The 23,384-nt window shown below is 58.6% G+C and carries 19 protein-coding genes; 18 read left to right on the forward strand and 1 reads right to left on the reverse strand.

Annotation, left to right across the window (positions count from 1 at the left end; genetic code table 11):
- Position 1: 1 nt before the first annotated feature.
- Genes murG through murB form a run of 3 tightly spaced genes read left to right on the forward strand, consistent with a single transcriptional unit; the run spans position 2 to position 3,497 of the window.
- Positions 2-1,123, forward strand: coding sequence for an undecaprenyldiphospho-muramoylpentapeptide beta-N-acetylglucosaminyltransferase (gene murG, locus OQ273_RS03900; RefSeq protein WP_267989164.1), 1,122 nt, complete (start codon positions 2-4; stop codon positions 1,121-1,123).
- Complete coding sequence (gene murC, locus OQ273_RS03905) at positions 1,120-2,535, forward strand: UDP-N-acetylmuramate--L-alanine ligase (RefSeq protein ID WP_267989165.1); 1,416 nt, start codon at positions 1,120-1,122, stop codon at positions 2,533-2,535. Before murG ends, murC begins: the two co-directional genes overlap by 4 nt.
- Positions 2,532-3,497: a UDP-N-acetylmuramate dehydrogenase gene (gene murB, locus OQ273_RS03910; protein WP_267989166.1), complete on the forward strand. Its 966-nt coding sequence runs from the start codon at positions 2,532-2,534 to the stop codon at positions 3,495-3,497. Before murC ends, murB begins: the two co-directional genes overlap by 4 nt.
- On the opposite strand, the gene OQ273_RS03915 is transcribed toward murB, so the two are convergent.
- Positions 3,494-3,823 (reverse strand): DMT family transporter, encoded by a 330-nt coding sequence (locus OQ273_RS03915; protein WP_267989167.1) that lies wholly within the window; start codon positions 3,821-3,823, stop codon positions 3,494-3,496. The genes murB and OQ273_RS03915 overlap by 4 nt on opposite strands.
- Before the next feature lie 197 nt (positions 3,824-4,020).
- Between OQ273_RS03915 and OQ273_RS03920 the strand changes: the two genes are divergently transcribed.
- The 15 genes from OQ273_RS03920 (at position 4,021) to OQ273_RS03990 (ending at position 23,384) form a co-directional block, all read left to right on the forward strand.
- Positions 4,021-6,072, forward strand: coding sequence for a molybdopterin-containing oxidoreductase family protein (locus OQ273_RS03920; protein WP_267989168.1), 2,052 nt, complete (start codon positions 4,021-4,023; stop codon positions 6,070-6,072).
- A gap of 10 nt (positions 6,073-6,082) precedes the next feature.
- Entirely contained in the window at positions 6,083-6,544 is a 462-nt protein-coding gene (locus OQ273_RS03925) for a pyridoxamine 5'-phosphate oxidase family protein (protein ID WP_267989169.1), read from the forward strand.
- Between the two features lie 254 nt (positions 6,545-6,798).
- On the forward strand, positions 6,799-8,187 hold the full coding sequence (gene pdxR / locus OQ273_RS03930) for a MocR-like pyridoxine biosynthesis transcription factor PdxR (RefSeq protein WP_267989170.1): 1,389 nt from the start codon (positions 6,799-6,801) through the stop codon (positions 8,185-8,187).
- A gap of 271 nt (positions 8,188-8,458) precedes the next feature.
- On the forward strand, positions 8,459-9,397 hold the full coding sequence (locus OQ273_RS03935) for a transglutaminase-like domain-containing protein (RefSeq protein WP_267989171.1): 939 nt from the start codon (positions 8,459-8,461) through the stop codon (positions 9,395-9,397).
- Positions 9,398-9,717: 320 nt separating this feature from the next.
- The gene (locus OQ273_RS03940) at positions 9,718-10,314 is read left to right on the forward strand and encodes a hypothetical protein (protein WP_267989172.1); all 597 of its coding nucleotides are present in this window, start codon (positions 9,718-9,720) and stop codon (positions 10,312-10,314) included.
- A gap of 15 nt (positions 10,315-10,329) precedes the next feature.
- A complete protein-coding gene (locus tag OQ273_RS03945; RefSeq protein WP_267989173.1) occupies positions 10,330-11,256 on the forward strand; it encodes a D-alanine--D-alanine ligase in 927 nt (308 codons plus the stop codon).
- Positions 11,257-11,354: 98 nt separating this feature from the next.
- A complete protein-coding gene (locus OQ273_RS03950; RefSeq protein WP_267989174.1) occupies positions 11,355-12,176 on the forward strand; it encodes a cell division protein FtsQ/DivIB in 822 nt (273 codons plus the stop codon).
- Positions 12,173-13,504: a cell division protein FtsA gene (gene ftsA / locus OQ273_RS03955; protein ID WP_267989175.1), complete on the forward strand. Its 1,332-nt coding sequence runs from the start codon at positions 12,173-12,175 to the stop codon at positions 13,502-13,504. The genes OQ273_RS03950 and ftsA overlap by 4 nt, the downstream gene beginning before the upstream one ends.
- A 55-nt stretch (positions 13,505-13,559) precedes the next feature.
- A complete protein-coding gene (gene ftsZ, locus OQ273_RS03960) occupies positions 13,560-15,248 on the forward strand; it encodes a cell division protein FtsZ (RefSeq protein WP_267989176.1) in 1,689 nt (562 codons plus the stop codon).
- Between the two features lie 341 nt (positions 15,249-15,589).
- Positions 15,590-16,540 carry a UDP-3-O-acyl-N-acetylglucosamine deacetylase gene (gene lpxC / locus OQ273_RS03965; RefSeq protein ID WP_267989177.1) on the forward strand — a complete coding sequence of 317 codons (951 nt, stop codon included), beginning with the start codon at positions 15,590-15,592 and terminating at the stop codon, positions 16,538-16,540.
- A gap of 258 nt (positions 16,541-16,798) precedes the next feature.
- Entirely contained in the window at positions 16,799-17,671 is an 873-nt protein-coding gene (locus OQ273_RS03970; protein WP_267989178.1) for an outer membrane protein assembly factor BamD, read from the forward strand.
- 13 nt (positions 17,672-17,684) lie between these two features.
- Positions 17,685-19,352, forward strand: a complete 1,668-nt coding sequence (gene recN, locus OQ273_RS03975; protein ID WP_267989179.1) for a DNA repair protein RecN — start codon at positions 17,685-17,687, stop codon at positions 19,350-19,352.
- 106 nt (positions 19,353-19,458) lie between these two features.
- On the forward strand, positions 19,459-21,600 hold the full coding sequence (gene ligA / locus OQ273_RS03980; RefSeq protein WP_267989180.1) for an NAD-dependent DNA ligase LigA: 2,142 nt from the start codon (positions 19,459-19,461) through the stop codon (positions 21,598-21,600).
- Between the two features lie 142 nt (positions 21,601-21,742).
- Positions 21,743-22,477, forward strand: a complete 735-nt coding sequence (locus OQ273_RS03985; protein WP_267993019.1) for an AzlC family ABC transporter permease — start codon at positions 21,743-21,745, stop codon at positions 22,475-22,477.
- A gap of 202 nt (positions 22,478-22,679) precedes the next feature.
- On the forward strand, positions 22,680-23,384 hold the full coding sequence (locus tag OQ273_RS03990; RefSeq protein WP_267989181.1) for an AzlC family ABC transporter permease: 705 nt from the start codon (positions 22,680-22,682) through the stop codon (positions 23,382-23,384).

Here is a 23,384-nt window from a genome sequence, read left to right on the forward strand (position 1 = left end):
CATGGCTGCAAGCGTCCTATTGTGCGCCGGTGGGACCGGCGGTCACCTGTTCCCCGCCGAGGCGTTGGGACACGAGCTGCGCGGCCGCGGTTTTTCCGTTCATCTTGCGACGGACGAGCGGGCGGAACGCTTTTCGGGCACGTTCCCGGCCGATGAGATCCACATCATTCCCTCGGCAACCATTACGTCCAAGAACCCCATTGCATTAGCAAAAACCGGTCTGAAGCTCTTTCGCGGTCTGCGTCAGTCCGGCCGCTTGCTGTCGCGGCTAAGGCCCGCCACCGTTGTCGGGTTCGGTGGTTACCCGACCCTGCCGCCGCTCATGGCGGCGAGCAGGGGCGGCATACCGAGTGTCATCCATGAGCAGAACGCGGTGATGGGCAGGGCCAACAAGTTCCTGGCCTCGCGCGTCGATGTCATAGCGGGCGGTTTCCTGCCGGAAGGCGAGGGACCGTTTGGCGACAAGATTGTCACGACCGGAAACCCGGTCAGGCCGGATGTTCAGAAAGCGGCTGAAACTGAATACCGGTCGCCGAAAGGCGATGAGACCTTTCATCTGCTGGTTTTCGGAGGCAGCCAGGGTGCGCGCTTTTTCTCGGAGATACTGCCGGAGGCTCTTGTTCGCGTGCCCGAGCAATTGAGGAGCCGGTTACGGATTACGCAGCAGGCTCGACCGGAGGACCGGGGCACCGTCGAGCGGTTTTACGAAGACAATGTGGTGGACGCGGACGTCTCGCCTTTTTTCGAGGATATGGCCGAGCGTATCGCACGCGCGCATCTGGTTATCAGCCGGTCGGGCGCATCGACTGTTTCCGAGCTTTCGGTTATCGGGCGGCCTTCCATTCTGGTGCCGTTTCCCTACGCGCTGGATCACGATCAGGCGGCAAATGCGGCGGCGCTGCAGGATAAGGGCGGGGCACAGCTCATCCGCCAGTCCGAGCTCTCGGCGGAGAAACTGGCGTCGCTGCTGACGGCGTTCATGGAGCAGCCGCATCTCCTGGAGGAGATGGCGAAACGGGCAAAATCAGCCGGCAAGCCGGATGCCGCGAGCTTGCTTGGCGATCTTGTAGCAGATATTGCCAGTGGCAAGTCCCCATTGGAAAAGCGGAGTGCGCAGCAATGAAAATGCCGCAGAACATTGGTCTCGTTCATTTCGTCGGTATTGGCGGGATAGGCATGAGCGGCATTGCTGAAATGTTGCACAATCTGGGACACCGCGTTCAAGGGTCTGACATATCGGACAACGCCAATGTTCAAAGGCTGAGAGGCAAAGGGATTGCCGTGTCGGTCGGCCATGCGGCCGACAATCTGGGCGATGCGGAAGTGCTGGTGGTGTCCACGGCTATCCGCAAGGACAATCCGGAACTTGCCGCCGCGCGCGAGCGGGGACTTCCGATCGTGCGGCGCGCCGAAATGCTGGCCGAACTGATGCGGTTTCGTAATGCGGTGGCAATCGGCGGGACACACGGCAAGACAACCACCACATCGATGGTCGCCGCGCTGCTTGATGCCGGCGGGCTTGATCCGACGGTCATCAATGGCGGGATCATCAATGCCTATGGCACCAATGCCCATATGGGCAGCGGCGAATGGATGGTTGTCGAGGCTGATGAATCCGACGGTACCTTCCTGAAGCTGCCGGCGGATATCGCCGTCGTCACCAATATCGATCCCGAGCATCTCGATCATTACGGTACGTTCGACGCTGTCCGTGAAGCCTTTGCCCAGTTCGTCGAGAACGTGCCGTTCTACGGTTTCGGCGTTATGTGTGTGGACCATCCGGAGGTTCAGGCCCTTGTCGGGCGCATCGACGACCGGCGGGTAGTGACCTATGGGCAAAACCCGCAGGCCGATGTCCGCTACTCAAATCACCGCATGGACGGTGCGACCTCTATATTCGACATTTCAATCCGGCACAGGAAAACCGGCGAGATTTCCAAGGTCAGCGATCTGCGTCTGCCGATGCCGGGCGGCTACAACGTCTCCAATGCGACGGCTGCTATCGCGGTTGCCCATGAGCTGGGTCTGGGACCGGAGGCCATTGCCAAGGGCCTTGCTGCTTTTGGTGGTGTTAAACGGCGTTTTACCCATGTGGGAAGCTGGAACGGGGCGGATATCTTCGATGATTATGCCCACCACCCGGTTGAGATCCGATCGGTTCTTTCTGCGGCGCGCGATGCCTGTTCGGGCCGGGTGATCGCCGTTGCCCAACCGCACCGCTATACACGGCTTGAAAGCCTGTTCGACGAATTTGCAGCCTGTTTCAACGATGCGGACATCGTTATAGTCGCGCCGGTGTTTTCCGCCGGGGAAGATCCGATCGACGGTGTCAGTTCGGAAGAGCTGGTGCATCGCATCAGGGCCGGGGGGCATCGCGATGCCCGAACGCTTGCCGGTCCGGAGGAGCTTGCCGGTTTGATTGCGGATGTCGCGCAGAATGACGATTTTGTCGTGTGCCTGGGAGCAGGCAGTATCACGGCCTGGGCCGGGGCGCTTTCCGATCAGCTCGAAGCGCTTGATGGACATCCGGCATGAGCGATCAGCTTAACCTGATGGAAAACATGCCGGAGGTCTTTCAAGGCTTGAGAGGCAAGGTCACGCCCAATGCGCCTTTGGCCAATGTCACCTGGCTTCGCGTTGGCGGACCGGCGGAAGTCATGTTCCAGCCGGCTGACGCCGATGACCTGCAGGACTTTTTGAAAAAACTGCCGGAAGAGGTGCCGTTGCTGGTGGTCGGTGTCGGCTCCAATCTGCTTGTCAGGGATGGCGGTGTGCCCGGCGTCGTAGTCAGGCTGTCGGCAAAAGGGTTTGGCGAAATCAACCAGATCTCCGATACGCGCATCGAGGCCGGAGCGGCCTGCCTTGACAAGCGGCTGGCCGCGGCCGCGCATCTTGCCGGCATCGGCGGCTTTCACTTCTATCACGGTATCCCGGGCGGGCTGGGCGGTGCTTTGCGGATGAATGCCGGGGCAAACGGCGCTGAGACCCGTGAGCGTGTCGTCGAGGTTCACGCGATCGACCGCCGCGGCGAAAAACATGTGCTGTCCAATGACGAGATGGGCTATGCCTATCGCCACAGCGGTGCGCCGGCCGATCTGATCTTCACCCATGCGGTGCTGGAAGGCTATCCGGAGGCAAGTGACGCGATCAAGACCGCCATGGACGAGGTTCAACACCACCGCGAGACGGTGCAGCCGATCCGTGAGAAGACCGGAGGGTCGACCTTCAAGAATCCGCCGGGTACGTCGGCATGGAAGGAGATCGACGCTGCCGGATGCCGAGGCATGATGGTCGGGGCAGCGCAGATGTCGCCGATGCACTGCAACTTCATGATCAATACCGGCAATGCGACGGCCTATGATCTGGAAACGCTCGGCGAAACGGTCCGGGCGCGCGTGCTTGAACATTCCGGCATCCGGCTGGAATGGGAGATCAAGCGCGTCGGCACGTTCCGCGAAGGGCAGATGGTCCAGAAATTCCTCGGACGAATGCTCTAATGCGTTGACGACTGCGAAAGCGTATTGAGCACAAGGACACCGGCCAGGATCAGAGCGATGCCGATAACCGCAGGAAGATCAAGCGACTGTCGGAACACCACATAGCCGATGATGGAGATGATAAGGATCCCCGCGCCTGACCAAACAGCATAGGCAACGCCGACCGGGATGGTGCGCAAAGCCAGCGACAGAAAGTAGAATGCAACGGCAAACCCCATGGCCGTGATCACAGACGGCCCAAGGCGCGTGAAGCCATCCGAGGCCTTGAGCGCCGATGTGCCGATCACCTCTCCAACAATTGCTATTGAAAGAAAAATCCAGTTCATCCGCGCCCGTCTCCGTGATGATTGATAGTGTCAGAAGCCACCATTTGTTCACAAGCAGTGGCCATTATGGCAGGCAGTCTAGCAGCAATTGGTATGTCCGGATATTCCGCTAATGGCCATTTTTCGTGGACCGTTCGCCGATTATGGTTTGCATTGGTTTTTCTGCCGCCGAGCTGGCGGCACACAGGAGACTTAAGATGAACGAAGCGGTTCGAGAGCTGGTGAAGCCAAGCGTCTGTCCACTGGATTGCCCGGATACCTGTTCCTTGTCGGTTTCGGTCCAAGGCGACCGGATCACTGCCATTCGCGGTTCAAAGGTCAACCCGTTTACCGACGGTGTCATCTGCAACAAAGTTGCCCGGTCCTATCCCGAATTCGTCCACGGAGCCGGACGTTTGATGCACCCCATGAAACGCGTCGGGCCGCGCGGAAAGGGGCAATTTGAACCGGTGTCATGGGATGCCGCGCTTGATCTTGTTCACGAGGGCTTCAGCCGTGCCATTGCACAATACGGTCCCCAGTCGGTCATGCCGTTCAACTATGCCGGGCCGCATGGTGAACTGGCCGGCGGGTCGATGGACCGGCGTTTCTTCCACAAGCTCGGCGCGACCTTGTTGAACCGTGGCCCGCTTTGCGGCGCAGTTCGCGGCACGGCCTACACCAGCCTCTACGGTTCGTCACCTGGCATGCCGCCCGAGCAGGCCCGCCAGTCTGATCTTGTTGTCATCTGGGGAAACAATGTCACGGTCTCCAACCTTCACCTCATGCGGGTTTTGAAGGATGCGGGCAAACGGGGCGTGCGTGTCGTCGTGATCGATCCGAAGCGTACGAAGATTGCCGAACGGGCCGATCTCTTCATACAGATCAGGCCGGGTAGCGACGTGGTTTTTGCCATGGCTGCGGCGGCGGAGCTGGAGCGGAGAGGGGCCCTTGACCGCGCGTTTATTGAAGAATGGACCGTCGGGTTTGACGCCTTTATGGACGAGGCGCGGCGATATGGCGTTAAACAGGTTGAGGACATCTGCGGCCTATCGGCGGATACCCTTATGGAGTTTGTCGAGCTCTATGCCGGCGCTGAAAATGTCGCCGCGTCCTTTGGCAACGGAATTGAGCGCGGCCGCAGCGGCGGGTCCGGATTGCGTGCGGGAATGGCGCTGCAGGCGCTGACTGGCAACCACGGCCGTCCCGGCGCCGGCGTCATTGCAAAGCCAGGGCTCAGTGCTCCGAAAACCACCGAGAGGCTTCAGCGGCCCGATCTGGTGCCGGACGGAACCCGTACCTTCAACATCGTGGACGTCGCGCACAAGCTTCTGGACAAGACACTTGATCCGCCGGTGATGGCGACGATGATCTACAACCACAACCCGGTCTGTACGCACCCGGATCAGAAGACCCTGATCAAGGCGTTGCGGCGGGAGGACCTTTTCATCGCGGGCTGCGATGTGGTGATGACTGACAGTCTGGCGTTTGCAGACGTCATATTGCCGGCTGCAAGCCACTTTGAATTCGATGACGTTTATGGCGCCTATGGGCAGAATTACGTTCAGCGCGCGGCACCGGTCATTCCCTGTGTTGGCGAAAGTCTGCCGAATACGGAGATATTCCGCCGGCTTGCGGCGCGGTTCGGGTTTGACGATCCGATTTTCAAAGATGACGATGCGGCCCTGATGGATGCGGCGTTCGACGGTTCGGACGAGCGGTTCCAGGGTTTTTCGCCCGGCGGTGTTCCGCTTGAGCGGGCACTTGTCATGACGGCAAAAGGCGGATCAGAACCGGTCATGTGCAAGAACGTGTTTCCAGCGACACCGTCCGGCAGGATCGAGCTTTATTCTGAGGATCTGGAAGAGCGCTTCGGTTATGGTGTGCCGCGCTTTGAACCTGTTAAGCGTGATCGTCCGTTGATCCTCATTTCACCGTCGTCGGACAAAAGGACAAATGCGACTTTTGGGGGCTGTGCGGAGTCAGACGGGATGGAGGTTGTTGAAATCCATCCGGACAATGCAGCGGAACGCGGATTGACATCGGGTGACCAGGCCACCGTTTCCAACGAACGTGGAAAGGTCACGCTCAAGGTGGTCGTCAGCGACGCGGTCCTGCCTGGCGTCCTCTACAGCCCCAAGGGCACATGGTTGAAGACGAGCGCGACTGGAAACACGGTCAATGCGTTGATCCCGTCGCATATCAGGACCGATATCGAGGACGGGGCCTGCTACAATGAAACCTTTGTCGATATCGAACGGTCGGCATAGGAGAAACACATTGCTGACCACAGACATGATCGAGCTGATCCGAAACTACCCGGCCGGTATGGTGGCGACCGTCAACGAAGATCGAACGCCCTCGGTTTCACCCAAGGCGACCTTCGTCATCATTGACGACAGGACAATTGCTTTCGGTAACCTCAGATCACCCGGTACGCTTGCCAATATTCGCAGGCATCCGGCGGTTGAAGTGTGCTTTCTCGACGTCCTGGCGCGCAAGGCATTGCGTGTCACCGGCACCGGTTCGATCATTTCCAAGTCGAAGGCCAGCACGGCCATGATTGCCGCTTTTGACGACGCATGGGGCGATTATCTGCCATTGATGTCCGCCTTCGTCTCCATCGCGATCAGCGAGGCCGAGCCGATTCTCTCGCCGGCCTATGATGTCGGGCACAGCGAGGCCGATCTTAGGGCCGCCAATCTGAAGAAGCTCAACCAACTCCAGGCCGGTCAGCCGTAGCGCCCGGGTGAGGATACGGCGACCGGAGCATCGCAGCCGGTGGCGATTCTGACTTGTGACAGGTGCGGGGATACATCGCTTGGTGTGCTCAGCGTGTGGCCGGTTTGCAGCCGTCGCATCAGCAGCTTGTATTGGGTGCTGTGTTCATGCGAGAATTGAGCTGTAAAAACACGCCAATAGTCTTCGAAATGAACAAACCAATAACGACCGGATCCGGCTCTTCGGTGTCGGTCCCAATAGATCGATCAAGCGCCATGCCGATCTTTCAGCAGGTGTATGAAGGTTTGCGCGCCCGCATTGCCGAGGGAGCTTTTGAGGCGAGCGGTCATTTGCCGCCGACCCGGGCTCTCGCCGTGGAACTGGGCGTTTCCCGTTCGACCATCGTCACTGCCTACGATCAGCTTGTTGCGGAAGGCTATATCGAAGGCCGTCAGGGTGCGGGCTTTGCGGTCTGTCAGATGGGAGAAGTCGAATTTGCCCGCCGGGAAGAACCGCGCAAGGCGGCCTCTGCCGAGCAAAAGCGCCGCGGACCGCGTCCGTTTGATCCAGGCGCGCCGGATATGAGGCACTTTCCCTATCGGCAATGGGCGCGGTGCGTTGCCCGTGTCGCCCGCAATGAAGCCGAAGCACTGGTAATGCCGGATGATGTTTTCGGCGACAGGCGTTTGCGTGAAGCGGTGTGTGAGCATGTTCTGCAATGGCGGGGCGTGAAGGCGGCTCCCGAACAGGTGCTGATCACGGCGGGGTCGGGTGATGCGCTCGAAATCTGCATCCGGACTATTGCAAGTCGCGGCGACTGGATCGGGCTAGAAAACCCCGGCTATCCCCAAATCCGCAATTTTGTCGTCAGTCTGGGCATGCAGTCGCTGTGGTTGGAGGTCGATCAGGAAGGGGCCGAACTGCCGCCGCTGGATGGTCCCCGCAAGCCAAACCTCGTCGTTTTGACGCCATCGCAGCAATATCCGCTTGGCGGCGCGATGACACAGGCGCGCAGGCTTGCCTTTCTCAACTGGTCACAGCAAGCTGCGGCGTGGATCATTGAGGATGATTACGACAGCGAGTTTCGCTATGCCGGCCGCCCGATCCCGGCGCTTGCCGGGTTCGACAGGGAAGCGCGCACGATATATGCCGGCAGCTTTTCCAAGATATTTTCCAACAATTTACGCATTGGGTATCTTGTAATACCTGAGCTTTTGATCGACCGTTTCACCACCACGTTGCACCGTTTCGGCGGCAAGGCGTCGATCATGCCTCAGCGTGCGTTGGCGGTGTTTTTCGAGGATGGCGAATTCTATCGTCATTTGCGGCGCGTCAGGCGCGTTTATTCTGAGCGCCGACGTGTCCTCATTGATCTGCTGTCAATGCGCCTGGGGCCGTCGCTGGTTATTGAAGACCATCAGGCGGGCATGCAATTTATTGTCGGATTGCCGCCGTATTTCGATGACGTCGCGTTGTCAAGGGATGCGAGAGACAAGGGGCTTTCGGTTGCCCCGTTGTCAGAGTTTTACGCCGGGCCTGAAGCCCGCAAGGGATTGGTCCTGGGTTTTTGTGCGTTTACACCAAAGGAGCTTGAGGCCGGTGTCGACAAGCTCGTGCCTCTGATTGAATTCCATTGCGGCGACCCCGGGAAGATTGCCGGTTAACGATCCGCGCTCCAACCTGGCTGGTGATGTCTTGTGGATATATGGACACGTTGCAAAACGTGATTTTGCAGCCGATGTGCCGGACAGACGGTCTTTGCGGGTTTGCAAGTCTTTTGTTCCCGCGTTGTCCTTACAATTTTCATTAACGGCTCGCCGTTCATTTTGATCCCTGTCGTCTCAATCTGCCCCCAATTCATGTCTGCAATTAACGGATTGCTGAATTGCGTACGCATTTCGCGTTTGAGTGACACGAGTTTAAGGGCGAACATTCATGGAAATCAGTTATGCAACACACACGGCCTGGTCCAATCCGGGCTCGTTCCGTCACCGGCTTGACGAATTGCCTTCAACGCCACGCGATCTTGCCGATGTTTTCGAAAACTTCATGATTCATAACGACGTCGCGCGCCTTTTGTCCGAGGCCAACGCGCGTTACGCTGATTCCGATCACGCCTTGAGAACGGTTGAACGATTGCTTGGCGCCGCATTTGCCCGTGATCGCCGTACATTGCTGGCGCGGCGAGACATACCGGCCTATCTGAACGTGACCTCAAGGGATTTTGCCTTGATTGCGACGAGTGTTCTGCGCTCAAACGGGATCGAGGCCCGGGTGCGAGTAGGGTTTGCGGATTATTTCCGCGTGGATCACTGGGAGGAGCACTGGCTTTGTGAATATCGCCTCGGCGAGCAATGGCGGCTGCTGGACGCTCAGTTGGGCTGGCTTGCGCGACAGGCGCTTGGTATCGGTTTTGCCGTACACGATGTGCCGCGCGATCGATTTCTGACCGCCAGCCAGCTTTGGCTTGCCATCCGGTCGGGCAATATTAAGGCGGCCAATTGCGGACGATATCACCACCGTACACGTGGAGCATGGTTGCCGGCCGTCAATCTTTTCAAGGACGTTGCGGCCCTTTGCGGCGTCGAGGCCTTGCCAACCGACTATTGGGGTCCAGCCGTTGAGTTCAGCCGCAACAGGGCCGTGTCGGTAAAGGCCTATGAGGAGCTGGACATGCTTGCCGGCGCATTCGACGACGCGCCGCAATCACCATGGGAGGCGCGGGCGCGCGTTGCCCGGTACCCCTGGGCAAACCCTTTTGAAGCCCGCGTGGCGAGTGAAGACCGCGCTGCGGGGCGAAGTTGGGCCGTCAAACTTCCGTCTCTGGGCCGCTTCGTGGCGCCTCAGATGGGATCAGCGATCGCAAACAACTGATCCGGACCGTTTTCCGCGTTCTGCAACCTGTGAACAGGCAACGTGATAATTGTACAGTGCCGAAAGCTTACACGCGATTTCTCGTCTGGAATAATATGATTTATTACCGCGGTCGCGGTTGTGCAGACAGCCGACCCCACGGGGATTCCTGCCCGGAATCTTGATGTCGTGTTCGAAGCCAATACAAGGGGAGGCTATCTGTGGCGCGGAGGTGACGCGGTCAATTCCTCGGCCGGTGCACCCGACGAAATCGAGGGTATTCCGTTCCCCGGGGGTGGGGTGATGTTTGCGGTGCCGTTCTCGACAGTTGGCATGTATAGTTGGATTTCGATGGCGAGAGCGTCTTTGACAATGACAGTGTCGGCGGCGTTTCCGCAGATGACACCTATTCCGGCAGCTATACGGGCGGTGGTCATTTTGCATTCACCCGCGACTATTTTCTGATGGGTGCTTTCGCCGGCGCGGGTCAGACATTTTTTCATGAAACGTCGACGGATCACGACGTCACCCAACGGTTGGCCGGTGGTCAGACGCGTTTTCTGAATGAACGCGGCTCTCTTGGATTGCAGATCGGTCATTTTGATACCCGTGCCGACAGCGGCAACATGGAGACGCTGATCGACGCGATGTTTGTGTGGTCCATCGGGCAGGTTTTCTTCAACAACGGTGCGACGATGCGGGAGGGAGTGTCGCGCGTGGCCTTCCGACGTTGCGTCGCTGGCTGGGTTCGGTTCCGGCCGTCGACTGACGCTCCAGCCAATTTCGATCAAAAATGCGCCTTTTGCAGCAAAACCTATTGCGAAGGGCGCAACTCTCTGATTCTACTGGCCTTAGAGTTTCCGTATTTGAGTCGATTTCATCCCGTACACGTCGTGCGATGGAAACGCGACTCAATTCAAGTGCGAGACGGTAACTGAGGCCGGGGGAACGAGATGAGCAAGAAACACGTAGCCGTGCTGATGGGCGGGTTCTCGTCGGAGCGGCCCGTCAGCCTGTCCTCTGGCAATGCCTGTGCCGATGCGTTGGAGCAAGTGGGCTACACCGTCACACGGGTGGATGTCGGTCGTGATGTTGCCGCTGTCCTTCAGCAGTTGAGGCCGGATGTCGCCTTCAATGCGCTTCATGGCCCTTACGGTGAAGATGGCACAATTCAGGGCATCCTGGAATATCTGGAGATTCCCTACACGCATTCAGGCGTTATGGCCTCGGCGCTTGCCATGCACAAGCAGCAGGCAAAGCGCATTGCCGCTTCGGTTGGCATCCCGGTTGCCGACGAGCGGGTCATGCACCGTCTGGAGATCGAGCTCATTCACCCGATGCAGCCGCCCTATGTGGTCAAGCCGGTCTCCGAGGGCTCCAGTTTCGGTGTGGTCATTGTGGCAGAGGATCACCCGCATCCGCCGCAAAGCCTTGGATCAGATGATTGGCCCTACGGCGATCAGGTCATGGTCGAGCGATTCGTCCATGGGCGCGAATTGACCTGCGCCGTCATGGGTGATGAGGCGCTGGGCGTCACCGAAATCTTCCCTGTCGGGCACAGCTTCTACGATTATGAATCAAAATATGTAAAAGGCGGTTCAAAACACGAGTATCCGGCAAGAATTTTACCAAATATTTACCAAAGGATACAGAAACTGTCTCTGATGGCGCACCAAGCTCTCGGGTGTCGCGGCGTAAGCCGTTCCGATTTCAGATTTGACGACCGTTTTTCGGAAGACGGTGAGTTGATCTGGTTGGAGGTGAATACGCAGCCCGGCATGACTCCGACATCCTTGGTGCCCGAACTCGCGGAACTCGCCGGGTACAGTTTTGGCGAACTGCTGACCTGGATGGTGGAGGACGCTTCTTGTATGCGTTGAAAAACAGGTGGGTTAAGAGACGGCAAGGAGCCGCAGACCGCTTTGAGGGCGGCGCGGCCGATTCTTCCGTTGTCCTGCCGCGCATACTTAGGCGGCCCATGCGCCTGTTTAACGGCCTGATTGACGGCCATATCGTTATCCCGCCGCATACCGGAACCATGGCCGCTGCCGCGCTGTTTGCCATGACCGGCCTTTATGGCGTTGTTGAGGGCGGGCACCTTCGCGCCCTCACCGAGAGCACAACGTCTGCGGCGGGATTTGCCATTGACGGCATCAACGTGTCCGGAAATGTCGAGACGTCGCCGATCGATGTCATTCAAAAGCTGGGGCTCGACGGCCATACCTCATTGATCACGCTTGACGTTGCGTCGGCGCGAAAAGCCATCATGGAGTTGCCGTGGGTCCTGGATGCGGAAGTCCGCAAGGACTATCCGGACGTGATTGAAATCAAGCTTGCCGAGCGGCGCGCCTTTGCCATTTGGCAGCACGGCGCGGAACTCTCGATTATCGATCGGCATGGCAACGTGATCGGCCCCCTGACGAGTGAACGCTTCACCCGGCTGCCGCTCTATGTTGGCCTCGGGGCAGAGACAAATGCCGAAGCGTTCGACCTCCTGCTTGACAACTGGCCGGAACTGAAACCGCGTATTCTTGCTCATATCAGGGTTGCGGACCGGCGCTGGGATATCCGTCTCGACAATGGTGTGACCGTACAGTTGCCGGAGGAGGGCGCACAATTTGCCCTCTCCAAGTTGCGTCGTATGGATATTCAGCAGGATCTGCTTGAGCGTGATATCCGGTCGGTGGATTTGCGCCTGGACGATCGGGTGACGATCGGTCTGACAGAGGATGCGATGTCGCGCCGCCAGAATGCCCTGGAAGCGCGCGAACGGATGCTGAAAAAGGGGCGCAATTCATGAGCGTCTTCCGTTCAGCCTCTTTTTCCGTTCCCTATCTCAGGGCACTTCCGGCCAAGCGATCCAGTGTGGTTACCGTTCTCGACATCGGCTCGACCAAGGTTGTGTGCCTGATCGGCAGACTGGAGCCACGCGAAGAATCGCGTCTGTTGCCTGGACGCACACACGATGTTGAGATCATCGGTGTCGGGCATCATAAATCGCGCGGTGTGAAAGCCGGTGTCATTGCTGATCTGGATGCCGTTGAAAGTTCGGTGCGCATGGCTGTTCACACGGCTGAAAAACGTGCGGGACTGCACGTTGAATCACTGATTATCAACGTCTCGGCCGGCAGGCTTCACAGCGATCACTATTCCGCTGAAATCGATCTTGGCGGTCATGAGGTCGAGCGCTCGGACCTTCGCAAGGTTTTGGCAACGGCAGCGGCGCAGATCGAGCAGACGGACCGGGCCATTCTTCATTCCCTGCCGACTGGCTACAGCCTGGACGGCGAACGCGCAATCCGCGACCCGCAGGGCATGTATGGTGATCGCCTCGGCGCTGACATGCATGTGTTGACGGCCGAGCAGGCGCCTCTGCGCAATTTGGAGCTGTGTGTGAACCGGGCTCACCTTACGGTTGAGGCAATGGTTGCAACGCCTTATGCAAGCGGACTTTCTGCTCTCGTTGACGATGAAGCGGAGATTGGCTGTGCATGTATTGATATGGGCGGCGGAACGACAACGATCTCGGTTTTCGCCGATGGCCGCATGGTCCATGCCGACGCGATTGCGCTTGGCGGTCATCACGTGACCATGGATCTGGCCCGTGGACTTTCCACACGCCTGGAAGATGCCGAGCGGCTGAAAGTCGTCCACGGGTCGGCCTTGCCGATGACCGGAGATGAAAACGATACGGTATCCGTGCCGGCTATCGGCGACGGAGAATCAGAATTGCCGGCGCAAATGCCGAAGGCGCTCATCGGGCGGATCGTCCGGGCGCGGGTCGAGGAAACACTGGAAATGATCCGGGACCGCATCCAACGGTCCGGTTATGCGCCTCTGGTCGGACGGCGCATCGTACTGACGGGCGGCGCGAGCCAGTTGACCGGCATCGCGGATGCCGCGCGGCGGATTCTCGCCCGTAATGTGCGCATTGGCCGACCCCTTGGGGTTGCCGGCTTGCCGGCGGCTGCGAAGGGACCGGCCTTCTCGACCGCCGTGGGCCTGATGATTTATCCGCAGGTCGCCGATTTGGAGAGCCGTGGCGCCGAGCGGGCGGGTATCTACCGGGCAATTGGCGGGGGTGGACGCTTTGCCCGGGTGGGACAGTGGCTGAAAGAGAGCTTTTGAAGTGTAGTCGGCCGACGCGGCAGGCGGCCGAAGGTTAAGAAGGGAACGAGGTACCATGACTATCAATTTGCAGAAGCCGGATATCACCGAGCTTAAACCGCGGATCACCGTTTTCGGTGTCGGCGGCGGCGGCGGCAATGCTGTCAACAACATGATCAATGCCGGACTTCAGGGGGTAGACTTCGTGGTCGCCAATACCGACGCCCAGGCACTGACCATGACCAAGGCGGACCGGGTCATTCAGATGGGTGTCGCGGTTACCGAAGGGCTTGGCGCCGGATCGCAGCCCGAAGTTGGCTGTGCCGCGGCGCGCGAGTGCATCGATGAGATCAATGATCACCTCAACGGAACGCATATGTGTTTCGTAACCGCCGGCATGGGTGGCGGAACCGGAACCGGAGCGGCGCCAGTTGTCGCCGAAGCGGCCCGCGAGCGGGGCATCCTGACCGTCGGCGTGGTGACCAAGCCGTTCCATTTCGAAGGCCAGCGCCGCATGCGCATTGCCGAAGAGGGCATCCTGGAACTTCAAAATGCGGTCGATACGCTGATCGTCATTCCGAACCAGAACCTTTTCCGCATCGCTAATGACAAAACGACATTCGCCGATGCCTTCGGCATGGCGGACCAGGTGCTTTATTCGGGTGTTGCCTGCATTACCGACCTGATGGTCAAGGAGGGTCTCATCAATCTGGATTTTGCCGATGTGCGCTCGGTCATGCGCGAAATGGGCAAGGCCATGATGGGGACCGGCGAAGCCTCCGGCGAGGCCAGGGCAATGGCTGCCGCCGAAGCGGCCATCTCCAACCCGCTGCTTGACGAGACGTCGATGAAGGGCGCGGAAGGCCTGCTGATCTCGATCACCGGCGGTCGCGACATGACGCTCTTCGAGGTTGATGAAGCGGCAACCCGGATCCGTGAAGAGGTCGACACAGATGCCAACATCATCCTAGGCGCGACGTTCGATGAAGACCTTGAGGGTCTGATCCGCGTCTCGGTCGTGGCGACAGGCATCGATCGTGAGGCGGGCGATGAAGAATCGGCTCCGACCCAGATCACGGCACCGGTGAAACCGGCTGTTGCCCAACCGGCGCAGCGGCCCGCCGCACCGGCCGCGCCAGTTGCGCCGCCGGCGGACCAGGTTGAGGCGACGATCCAGCTTGCCGAAGCCGAACTGGAAAAGGAACTCGCCATTGCTGTTCCGGCGGAGCCGGCAGCAGAGCGTGAGGAATTCCATCCGCAAAGCAAGCTGTTTGCTCAGTCCGATGCGCCGAAACCGATTGTCCAAAGCCGAGCCACACCGCAGGTGGCTCCTCAGGCAGCGCCTCAGCCCGTCGCTCAGGCTCCGGCTCAACCGGCTCCGGTCGTTCAGGCCGCCGCTGCGCCGGCGCAGCCTCACGAACCTGCTCCGAAGATGCCCCGAATCGAGGATTTTCCGCCGGTCGTGCAGGCTGAAGTCGATCAGCAGCAGCGCCCGGCTGCCAGTCAGGATGAACGCGGGCCAATGGGGCTGTTGAAGCGTATTTCAAACAGTCTTGGCCGTCGTGAAGATGAAGAAGCCGCGGACCCACGGGCAGCTGCTCCGGCAGCTCCGAGCCAACGTCGTCAATTGTCGGCGGAGGCGAGCATGTATGCTCCGCGCAAGGGCGCCCTGGACGATCAGGGGCGCGCCCAGCCATCAACACAGGCCCAGTCGGAAGACGATCAATTGGAGATTCCGGCCTTCCTGCGCCGGCAGGCCATGTAAGCGGCGAGAGCCCGCGACTCACTCCACTCAGATAACCGGGGCGATTCCATGTGATTTGCCCCGGTTTTTATCATATGGTCGAAATATACCCCTTTGCTAACGCTTCATTAACGATTGTAAATTCTTCTAAGTCATTAAAGATATTTCATAATTTGGCCGTTACAAACCGTAAAAAACCGTGATTTGGTTTGTCTCTGGACGGCACGTATCTTTCAGTCGTGGGGATTTAGTCGGGACAATAAGATTTTCCGAAAAAGATGAGATAAAACGCGGTCTTAACGGCAGCGTTAAGGGGCTCAAGCGTTCGGATAATCTTGGCTGAAGATATCAGGCTTGAATGTATGAGTATTAACTATTTTGGCTATCAGACAACGGTGCTGAACGAAGCTACGCTCTCGGGGGTTGGAGTGCATAGCGGGTCCAAGGTTTCCGTGACATTCAAGCCGGCAGAGGCCGATACCGGCATTGTTTTCAAGCGCACGCTCGAGAATGGCGAGACGCATCATATCAGAGCCGTCGCGTCCCAGGTTGCAGCAACCGATCTTTGTACGGTTCTGGGTGATGCGGGCGGAGCGAGTGTCGCCACGGTCGAACATCTCATGGCCGCTTTCTATGCCATGGAAATCGACAACATCATCGTGGACATCGATGGTGCGGAAGTGCCTATTATGGATGGCAGTTCCATTGTCTTTATCGAGGCGCTGGATCGCGCCGGCGTTGACATCTTGAGCACCAAGCGGCGCTACCTTCGCGTTGTTAAGCCGGTTCGTATCGAAGCCGGCGCCTCCTGGGCCGAGTTTGTTCCCTATGAGGGGACACGTTTTGAAATCGATATCGATTTCGATTGCAAGCTTATCGGCCGGCAGTCCTGGAAAGGCGACATCACCGCCGACACGTTCCGTAAAGAGCTTGCCAGAGCGCGCACTTTCGGGTTCATGCGCGATGTCGAGTTCCTTTGGGCATCCGGCCACGCGCTGGGCTCTTCGCTGGAAAACTCCGTGGTCATCGGCGACGATGATTCGGTCATCAATATTGAAGGCCTGCGGTTTGAAAACGAGTTCGTGCGCCACAAGACACTTGATGCCGTCGGCGACCTGGCACTGGCGGGTGCGAAGTTCATTGGCTGCTACCGGTCCTATCGTGGCGGTCACAAGCTGAACTCGCTGGCACTGAAGGCGTTGCTGAGCGATGCAAGTGCTTATGAGGTTGTCGAGACCTCGCAGCCGCGCGAGAAGCCGCGTGGCGGGGAACTTGTCGCTGTCAGCGGGCCGATGTTCGCTCCCTGGACCTGAGCAGTTCCACGCGTTCACCCAATTGTTATGTGCGAATGCCGCAAGGCCTGGAAAGGTCCGGCATGCTGCCATAAAATTGTACCAAAACATGGCCATGACATTGCGGTCATCATGCATTTGGCGTTATGACAGCTTGCGCGGTGACGGAGGCGGCCGGAAACCGGCTTGACGGACGTGTTGATCAGTGGCTTCGGCCCGATGCTCAACAGGATCTGCCGCAGGCGATACTGTCGTTGTGAATTTGGGGTGATAGCCAGAATGCTGAAACGGGGACTTTTTCCACTCGGACGGGGATCGCGCAGCCTGCTTGCCGCAGCCATGATCGGCAGCCTTGTGACGCTTACAGCCTGCCAGGGCAACAAGGATATCGATATTACGGCGCTTGATATCGAAACGGAGCCCGCGGACGTTCTGTACAATCAGGCACTGGCGAATATCAAAGCCGGAAAGATGAAAGAGGCCTCGCGGAAATTCGACGCGATCGATAAACAGCATCCTTATTCCGAGTACGCGCGCAGGGCGATGGTGATGAATTCCTTCGCCAATTACCGCATGGGTCGCTATTCGGAGTCGATCAATTCGGCGCGACGCTATATCAGCCTCTATCCCAATTCAGAGGATACGGCTTATGCCTATTACCTGATTGGCCTGTCTTACTACCGGCAAATCCCGCAGGTAACACGCGATCAGGGTACCGCACGCAAGGCGATTGCCGCCTTCTCGGAGATCATTCAGCGCTATCCGGAATCCGAATATGTGGCCGATTCGGAGGTGAAGCTCAGATTTGCCCGCGATCAACTTGCCGGCAAGGAAATGCAGATCGGGCGCTACTATCAGGAGCGCAAGGAGTATGCAGCGGCCGTCAACCGGTTCCGTACCGTTGTCGAATCCTATCCGAACACGCGACAGGTGGAAGAAGCACTGGCCCGGCTGACGGAGGTCTATTTCGCCATGGGTCTTACCCAGGATGCGCAGGCAGCTGCCGCGGTGCTGGGGCATAACTACCCTGACAGCCAGTGGTATGCCGATTCTTACAAGCTCCTGCAGACCGAGGGTCTTGAACCCAGGGAAAACAGGGGATCCTGGATAACACGCGCCGGGTCCAGGCTGATCGGCGGCTCGCAGAGCTAATTCAGAGAAACCCATGCTCTCGCACCTTTCGATCCGGGATATCGTTCTGATCGAACGACTTGATCTCGGCTTCGAGAAGGGACTGTCGGTTCTGACGGGCGAGACCGGAGCGGGCAAATCCATCCTGCTAGACAGTCTTTCGCTGGCGCTCGGCGCGCGCGGAGACGGAGGACTGGTGCGTCAGGGCGCGCAGCGCGGTCAGGTCACGGCCGTATTCGACGTTGCCGCAGACCATCCGGTTCGCGCGCTTCTTCGTGACAACGGCCTTGACGACGATGGCGACCTGATTTTCCGGCGCGCCCAGAGTGCCGACGGGCGCACCAAGGTTTTCATCAACGACCAGCCGGCCAGTGTTGCGCTGATGCGTGAGGCAGGCCGTATGCTTGTCGAAATCCACGGCCAGCACGACGACCGCGCCCTTGTCGAGCCGGATGCCCATCGCAGACTGCTTGATGCGTTTGCGAGTCTGCAGGCGGTTGCCGCGGATGTTTCCTCAAAATACACCTTATGGCGCGCGTGTGTGCGGGACGCTGACGACCACCGCAAGAGGGTCGAAGAGGCAGCGCGCGAGGCTGATTATCTGCGCGATTCAGTTGATGAACTGGAAACGCTGTCGCCCGTTGATGGCGAGGAAGACGAACTGGCTGAAAAGCGTGCGCTCATGATGAAGGCGGAGAAGATTGCCGCCGACATCAACGAGACGAATGACATACTGTCCGGACAGGGATCGCCGGTGCCGGTCATCAGTTCACTGTTACGCCGGCTGGAGCGAAAGTCGGCAGAGGCGCCGGGACTGCTGGAAGAGATTATCGCCAATTTGGACGCAGCGGTGCACCAGCTGTCGGATGCCCAGACTGCAACAGAGGCGGCGATCCGGGCGGCGGAATTTGACCCCCGGGAACTTGAAGCCTGTGAGGAAAGGCTGTTTGCGCTTCGCGCCGCATCGCGCAAGTACAGTGTTCCGGTTTCGGAACTGCCGGCGCTGGCGGAACGCATGGTCACGGCGCTGGCCGATCTTGATGCGGGCGAAGAGCGTATGACGCAGCTTGATGCCCGGACTGGGGAGACCCGCAAATCCTATGACGCTGCGGCGCTCGCTCTTTCAAAACAACGTCACGAAGCGGCTGACAGTCTTGCCAAAGCGGTGATGGACGAATTGCCGGCTCTGAAACTTGAACGCGCGGAGTTCCTTGTTCAGATACAGAGCGATGCTGACCAGGGTGGACCGGACGGTATCGATCAGGTGGCGTTTCACGTCCGCACCAATCCGGGAACCCGGCCCGGGCCGATACTCAAGGTTGCTTCAGGCGGGGAACTGTCGCGGTTTCTTCTTGCGCTGAAGGTCGCACTGGCTGATCGCGGATCGGCACCGACGCTCGTATTTGACGAAATCGACACCGGCGTCGGTGGTGCCGTTGCTGATGCGATCGGTAAAAGGCTCAAGCGGCTCTCAGGCAATGTCCAGGTCTTGTCGGTCACCCACGCACCGCAGGTTGCCGCAAGGGCGAGCACGCACATGTTGATTGCCAAGGGAACGGCCGATGGCGATGCGGTCACCACGCGCGTCAGCATGATGGATAGCAGCTCGCGCCAGGAGGAAATTGCGCGCATGCTGGCCGGCGCGTCCGTGACGGACGAGGCGCGTGCGGCTGCCGGAAGGCTGCTCTCCGAAAAGTCCTGACACGATCGGCAGTGCTACAAACGCCGCAAAGCCCGAAATCCATCTCTTGTCCCGGTGATGAAACAGACTACAACGCAACTTAAGAAAAACTGACGGGTAGGGACTCATGGGCGCCGAAACGATCGCTGTTGACGCACTGAGTGCGGAGCAGGCCGAGCAGGAACTGTCACGGCTGGCGGAAGAAATCGCTCTTCACAACCGGCACTATCATACCGACGATGCTCCGGTGATTTCCGATGCGCAGTATGATGCGCTCAAGCAGCGCAATGCGGCCATCGAGGCGCGGTTTCCGGATTTGAAACGAGCGGATTCGCCTACGGATGCCGTTGGCGGCGCTGTCCTTGAAAAGTTCGAGAAGGTAACGCACCGCGTTGCGATGCTGTCGCTGGACAATGCGTTCTCGGATGAGGATGTACGCGACTTTGTCGGACGGGTCCGGCGGTTCCTCAAGCTTGATGCCGAGGCGCCTCTGGCCTTTACCGCAGAGCCGAAGATCGACGGGTTGTCTTTGGCACTGCGTTATGAAGGTGGGCGGCTGGTGACGGCTGCAACCCGCGGTGACGGTGCCGTCGGCGAGAATGTTACCGAAAATGCCCGCACGATCGCTGATATCCCCCAGCAATTGAGCGGTGCTGCACCGGATGTCATAGAGGTGCGCGGCGAGGTCTACATGACCAAGTCTGATTTTGCAGAGCTCAACCGGCGGCAGGAAGAGGAAGGCAAACAAACCTACGTTAATCCGCGCAACACGGCGGCGGGTTCCTTGCGCCAGCTTGATACGTCGATCACCGCCAGCAGGCCGCTGAAGTTTTTTGCCTATGCCTGGGGCGATACAAGCGGTTTGCCGGCCGATACACAGCTTGGTGTGGTGGACGCCATGCATGGTTGGGGGTTTTCAATCAATCCGCTTATGAAACGCTTCGACACGGTGGAGGGCCTCCTGGAGCACTACCGCTTGATCGAGGCCGAGCGGGCGGGTCTTGCCTATGATATCGACGGGGTTGTCTACAAGGTCGACGATCTCTCGCTCCAGCAGCGCCTCGGCTTTGTCTCCCGCAGTCCGCGATGGGCGATTGCGCATAAGTTTCCGGCCGAAAAGGCTACGACCATTCTTCAGGATATTGAAATACAGGTCGGGCGTACGGGGGCGCTGAGCCCGGTGGCCCGCCTGGAGCCGGTCACGGTCGGCGGCGTTGTTGTGTCCAATGCGACGCTCCACAATGAAGACTATATCGCCGGTATAGGCAGCGACGGCCAGCCGATCCGCGAGGGCAGGGATCTGCGCATCGGTGACACCGTGACGATCTACCGGGCTGGCGACGTTATTCCCAAGGTTATGGACGTGGACCTGTCACGCCGACCCGCCGATAGCGAGCCATACGTATTTCCCGAGACCTGTCCGGTCTGCGATAGTCCGGCGACCCGGGAAATCAACGAGAAAACCGGGCGCGTGGATTCGGTCCGGCGGTGTACAGGTGGCCTTATCTGCCCGGCGCAAGCAGTTGAAAAAATGAAGCATTTTGTCTCCCGAAATGCCTTTGACATTGACGGTTTCGGGGACAAGCAAGCCGAGGCATTCTACCATGCCGGTCTTGTGAAAAACCCCGCTGAGATTTTCACGCTGCGCGAGCGCGACGAGGCATCGGAGCTGCAGAAACTTAAAAACCGCGAGGGTTGGGGCGAGCAGAGCGCCAACAATCTTTTTGATGCGATTGAGGCGCGGCGGACGGTTGATCTGCACCGGTTTATCTATGCGCTCGGGATACGCCATGTCGGGGAAGGCAATGCAAAGATCCTGGCGCGGGTCTACCATTCGGCGCGTAATTTCGTGGATTGCATGGAGACCGCGCATGACCATGAAAGCGAGGCCTGGACAGACCTTGTCAATATTGACGGGATCGGCCCGACGGTTGCTCAGGCGCTCGCGGAGTTCTTCGAAGAGCCGCACAATGCCGCGATTGTTGAAGAGTTGCTGACCCAGGTCACTCCAAATGATGCCGAGCAGGTCGCCGCCGACACGCAGTTCTCGGGTAAGACCATCGTCTTTACCGGTTCTCTGGAGCGCATGTCGCGCGATGAGGCCAAGGCGATGGCCGAGCGCCTTGGAGCCAAAACAGCCGGTTCCGTGTCCAAAAAGACCGATCTGGTGGTGGCCGGTCCGGGGGCGGGATCGAAATTGCGCAAAGCCGGTGAACTGGGGATCGAAGTCATTGATGAGGATGAGTGGTTCAATCGCATTGCTGATTGATCAAATATCCTGAAAGATCAATCAATTGATTTTGCGTGACAGGCGACAGTCGCTGACCTAACCACTTTAACACTGATTTGAATTGGCCTTTGCCGAGGGCGGCGAGGGGCCGCGCTTCAGTTTGACGGGATTTGCGATTGCCATGATGTTCGACCGGGATTTTCGGCAGGGGATGCGCGATTCTTTGCCGATTGTCGTGGGTGCGGCGCCGTTCGGGCTTTTGTTCGGTGCGCTTGCCGTTGAAAACGGCCTTGATGTTTATCAGGCAGTGTTGATGAGCGCGGTGCTCAATGCCGGTGCGAGCCAGATGGTCGGGATCGACCTCTTTGGCAATAACGTCGCGCCCTGGATCATCGTGCTTTCGATTTTTGCGGTTAATTTTCGACACGTTCTCTATTCGGCGTCCATCGGTCCGAAAATGACCGGCTTTTCGCCGCTGCAAAAGGCGATCGCCTTCTTTTTCCTGGTGGATCCTCAGTTCGCGGAGGCCGAAAAGCGGTATGAACGCGGCCAGAGAGTGAGTTTTAACTGGTACATGGGCGCGGTCCTGTCGCTTTACAGCACCTGGATCCTGGAGACTGCCATTGGTGCCTATTTTGGAAGGCTGATCAAGGATCCACATGCCTACGGTGTTGATTTCATGCTGCCGATATATTTCCTCGTTCTGGTCATGAGCTTTCGGCGGCGCAGGAACTGGATGCCAGTCGTGCTTGCGAGCGGTGTTGCGTCGGTTGTTGCCTATCATCTCGTGGGGTCGCCGTGGCATGTGAGTATTGGCGCGATCGCAGGTGTTGTTCTGGCGGCAATCATGGCCGGCGGCGGCACAAAACCCGAAACCGTCAATGCGGATGCGGAAGGGGGCCAACTTACCCGATAGGATCTCCGAAAGTGTATGACCGATTGATCAGAGATCCTGAACCAAGCATCAATTGAATTTGCGTGACAGGTGGCAGTCGCTGACCTAATCACCATAACTCTGACTTGAATTGGCTTTTGCTGAAGCTGGCGGCATAGGCCCGTGCTTCGGATTAACGGGGTTTGCAGTTGCCATGATGTTCGACCGGGATTTTCGGCAGGGGATGCGCGACTCGTTACCGATCGTTGTCGGTGCGGCGCCGTTCGGGCTCCTGTTCGGTGCCCTTGCCGTTGAAAACGGTTTTGAGGTCTATCAAGCGGTCTTGATGAGCGCGATGCTCTATGCCGGTGCGAGCCAGATGGTCGGCATTGATCTCTTCGGCACCAATGTTGCGCCCTGGATCATCGTGCTTTCCATTTTTGCCGTCAATTTTCGTCACGTTCTCTATTCAGCGTCCATCGGTCCTAAAATGGCCGGGTTTTCACCGCTGCAAAAGGCGATTGCCTTCTTCTTTATGATCGATCCGCAATTTGCGGAGGCAGAGCAAAGACATGAACGCGGCCAAAGGCTGAGTTTCCGCTGGTATATGGGAGCGGCCCTTCCGGTTTACGTTGCCTGGACCGCGGAAGCAGCGATCGGGGCCTATTTCGGAAAGCTGATCAAGGATCCTTATGCGTACGGCATCGATTTCATGCTGCCGATGTATTTCCTCGTTCTGGTCATGAGTTTTCGGCGACGCAAGAACTGGATGCCTGTCGTGCTGGCGAGCGGTGTTGCGTCCGTTATTGCCCATCATCTCGTGGGATCGCCGTGGCATGTGAGCATCGGCGCGATTGCCGGCATTGTACTGGCGGCAATCATGGCCGGCGGCGACAAGAAACCCGAAACCATCGAGCCCGATGCGGAAGGGGTGCAGCATGTTCGATAA

This window comes from Hoeflea prorocentri, from assembly GCF_027944115.1.
Classification (GTDB): Bacteria; Pseudomonadota; Alphaproteobacteria; order Rhizobiales; family Rhizobiaceae; genus Hoeflea_A; species Hoeflea_A prorocentri.